The sequence below is a fragment of the Carnobacterium sp. genome (genome assembly GCF_040274425.1).
Genome location: NZ_JBEMBC010000146.1, coordinates 1 through 3,729, shown reverse-complemented (window position 1 = coordinate 3,729; position 3,729 = coordinate 1). Strand labels below are relative to the sequence as shown.

3 protein-coding genes are annotated in these 3,729 nt (G+C 34.0%); 1 reads left to right on the top strand and 2 read right to left on the bottom strand.

Annotated features, from left to right (window positions below; translation table 11 throughout):
• Positions 1 to 289: 289 nt before the first annotated feature.
• Positions 290 to 808, bottom strand: a complete 519-nt coding sequence (locus ABS911_RS14695; RefSeq protein WP_341047661.1) for a hypothetical protein — start codon at positions 806 to 808, stop codon at positions 290 to 292.
• Between the two features lie 195 nt (positions 809 to 1,003).
• On the opposite strand from ABS911_RS14695, the gene ABS911_RS14690 reads away from it, so the two are divergent.
• Entirely contained in the window at positions 1,004 to 1,972 is a 969-nt protein-coding gene (locus ABS911_RS14690; RefSeq protein WP_350468178.1) for a Gfo/Idh/MocA family protein, read from the top strand.
• Between the two features lie 82 nt (positions 1,973 to 2,054).
• Here ABS911_RS14690 and ABS911_RS14685 read toward each other — a convergent pair whose 3' ends face one another.
• On the bottom strand, positions 2,055 to 3,032 hold the full coding sequence (locus ABS911_RS14685) for a DUF1002 domain-containing protein (RefSeq protein ID WP_350468177.1): 978 nt from the start codon (positions 3,030 to 3,032) through the stop codon (positions 2,055 to 2,057).
• Positions 3,033 to 3,729 lie beyond the last annotated feature (697 nt).

The following is a 3,729-nucleotide window of genomic DNA, read 5'->3' as shown; positions in this document are numbered from 1 at the left end:
TTTTGTTTGTATAGTAGATTTCCTGGCTAAACTGTCTTTATTTTTTTACTTGAGGTTAAAATAGCTCCCATCATGACGAAAAAGAGATATCTATAATTGTCTCCACTTTTTCGTCAAATGGTTCTCCATGTAAGAGTGAGCTTTGAAATGATTGTCACTTTTACGTCAACAGGGATTAATCCTGGTTCCACTTAAAAGTGAAGCAAGAAAAAGTACTCACTCTTACATGAACGATCGAAAAAAATTGAAAGACTAAACTACCTGTTTTTCTACGGAGTTAAACGGAACATTACGCATCCTGTATATTTTGATTAAACCATTCTAACAAGTTTAGCTTGTCTGTTTTAATTTGTTGCTGGATGACTCCTGGCAAGCGCAATTCAATAATATCTTTGTAGCTCCAAAAGTCATAACCAATTTCAATTCTAAGAATCGTCGTATTTTGTTTTCGATGATGCTCAGTTAATTGATCTTCATTTTCTCTTTTGAATTCTAGTTTAGCCATACCACTGTTTACCCAAGTTTGTGCAACATGAAATTTAATGGCCAGATATTCATTAACGGGATTAGCTTTAACTTCTGGAAAAAATGTAGCATTTCGACAAACTTTTTGGACCAACATCCATTCATAATCGGTAAATAAACGCGAAATCTTATTCATATTTTCAGGTTTTAACCCTTGATTGCCTTTCTTCCAGCGATCCCAACTTTGTGGTGAAATCCCTAATTGGGAGGTGTAAAAAGCTTTTTCGCTGACAAACTGTTCTTTGATGGCTCTTAAAACAATTTCTACTAATGATTCGTGCATATCCATCATTCTCCTTTCAATAATAAATAAATTCGAATAAGTGCTACTTTCATTTTACACCTACTACGTTAACTTTCAAATTTAACGCTTTCATTTCCTGAAAAAAAAAACATTCATCCATTCTTCTTTCACTAATTTGTTTTTCAATGGTAAAATACAATTGACAGCGTTTAAATATAGATTAGGAGGCTTTTTATGAAAAAATTAAATTGGGGTATTTTAGGTTTAGGCCAAATTGCGAATGAATTTGCAGAAGTATTTGATGTGGAAAATGCCGTTCTTTATGCGGCTGGTTCACGGAATGACGAAAAAGCAGCTGAATTTGCTGGGAAATATGGAATTGAAAAATCGTATGGTTCTTACGATGCACTATTAGCTGATCCAGCTATCGATGTGGTATACATTGCTACACCACATAGCCACCATGCTGATTTGATCATACAAAGTTTAGAACAAGGAAAGCATGTTTTATCAGAAAAAGCTATCACTATGAATAATGATCAGTTAACTCAAGCAATGACATTAGCAAAAGAAAAAAAGCTAGTCTTAGCTGAAGCTATGGTTATTTACCATATGCCGCTTTATCGCAAGCTAAAAGAAATTTCTCAAAATGGTTCTCTTGGCAAATTAAAAATGATTCAAGTCTCTTTCGGAAGCTTAAAAGAAGAAGATCCAACCAATCGCTTTTTCAATAAAGATTTAGCTGGAGGAGCCTTATTGGATATAGGAATCTATGCTTTATCCTTTGCCCGCTTTTTCTTAACAAGTCAACCACATGAAGTTTTAACAACTATGAATTTTTACGAAACAGGTGTTGATGAACAATCAGGAATTTTATTAAAAAATGATCAAAATGAAATTGCATCAATTTCGCTTACCTTTAGAGCTAAGATGCCAAAATTGGGCATTGTGGCATTCGAAAATGGTTTTATTACGGTTAATGATTTCCCACGAGCAGATAAAGCAACCCTAACTAAACCTGACGGATCCGTAGAAATCATTGAAGCAGGCGATACTAACCAAGCTATGAATTATGAGATAGCGGATATAACCAATATGATCATATCCGATAGTTCTGATGCTTCACTTGCTCTTACTCATGATGTCATGGAGATCATGGATACTTTAAGAAAAGATTGGGGTCTGCATTACGACTTTGAATAATCCTTATTTTAACCTTTACACAAAAAAAGCTAATGACCTGTCCTGTTTGGACAGTGCCATTAGCTTTTTACTCTTCTCTTTATTAGTTAAACAGCCCTACGATAGCGTTCCATATTTGACTGAAGAAATTGCCGACTTTGTCTACCAATCCACTATCTTCAGCTTGTTGCAAAGCGTCGCCAAACTTATCTTGGACTGTATTGGACAAGTTCTTCAACTGTTCTTTTACTTCAGCAGAATCAATTGCACTTGTTTGTTGGTATTTTTCAAATAAAGCCATCAATTGATCGATCTGATCTTGAGTAACTGCATTTTGTAAGTTGTTTTTTTCTAGCGCTTCATTAATAATGCGTTCAACATCTTCTTTTGTAGCCAATTCACCTTGTTGCTCTTTTAAATCAGCTAAGCTTTGTTTGATTTCAATGATTGCTTGGTCAAATTTTGCTGTATCAAATTCTTCGTTCCCAGCATTTTCTTGAGCGATCTCATTAGTTGTTTCTAATTCATCTTGCGCTACTTCCATACGCTCTTGATCTAATTCTTCGCCGTTCACGTCAAATGCTTTATAGATACCTGACAAAGCACTTTCGCCCGTTACTTTACTGATACTGGCTACTACGATTTTCACATCTTTGACCCCAGCGGTAATTGCTGCATTTGCGTACTGATCTTGCGTAATTTGACTAATATTTTCTGGAGTAACGATTTCAACATCTACTCCTTCTCCAGAATCTTGTTTTTGCACTAAAACAGAAGAAATCATACTAGAAGTATTGCCTGATCCATCACCCAAATAGTTGATCAAATCTTGTCCGGTTACACTTCCTGCAGCCACATTTTCAGGATTTTCAATTCCTAATAATTTTTCCGTTTCTGTTATCTGGCTTTCAGATAATCCTCCACCATAGATAACAGTAGGTTTGCCCCATTTTTCATCCACTACCGTTGTGTCGATCCCATTTGTGGTTGCACTAGCAGGTTGCGGCAAGACTGCTAAAGATGCTCCTATCAAACTCATTGCTGTTAATGTAGTTATGCTTATTTTTTTGAATTGATTCATTTCCAAATCCTCCATCACAAGTTTTTTTATGACTTGTCTGTTTTATTTTTATTCTTTCTTAACTCCAGTATAGTATACCTGATTGTTTTTAAGAAATAACTAAGCCTTTAGACCTAAATAATGAAAAAAAAAAAATGATTCAGGAGATTACCCTAAATCATTTCACAACCAACAAACTATGTGCAAGCATTACCCCTCCAAAGCAATTTTATGAAAGAAAGTGAATAATTGCTGATCAAAAAATTGTAGGTTTATTTGCTCTGTGTAATTACTATGTACCTTTAGAATAGCAAACTCTTTTAAAGTTGTCCAAACAAACTTTAATACTTTCTTAATTTTTCCGAAAAAAGCTGTCTAATTGGTTTTTGTAAACGATCTTTTCCAAAATTGAATTTGTTGAAAAATAGCTTAACACTAGTCTTTTCATACCTATTCCAATTTGAAATCTGATTAGACAAATTTCTGTCACTTTTAAAAATTCGTTCAAAATAAACCGTATTCATTTTACCTGCAAACAATAATCAGTAACTATAAATTAGCAGACACTTATGTAAAAATATTGTTTCTTTACTGGAGAATAAATCACCACTTAGAAAGATAAACTACACCCAAAAATCAGATCTGATTTTTGGTGTAGTTTATTATTTATGAATGAGTTAAATCACTTTCTCACGATTAATCTGGCTTTTTTCCTTCT

Bases quoted from the DNA above. Each gene is read 5' to 3' on its own strand.
- ABS911_RS14695 (WP_341047661.1), bottom strand. From the start codon at position 808: ATGCACGAATCATTAGTAGAAATTGTTTTAAGAGCCATCAAAGAACAG.
- ABS911_RS14690 (WP_350468178.1), top strand. From the start codon at position 1,004: ATGAAAAAATTAAATTGGGGTATTTTAGGTTTAGGCCAAATTGCGAAT.
- ABS911_RS14685 (WP_350468177.1), bottom strand. From the start codon at position 3,032: ATGAATCAATTCAAAAAAATAAGCATAACTACATTAACAGCAATGAGT.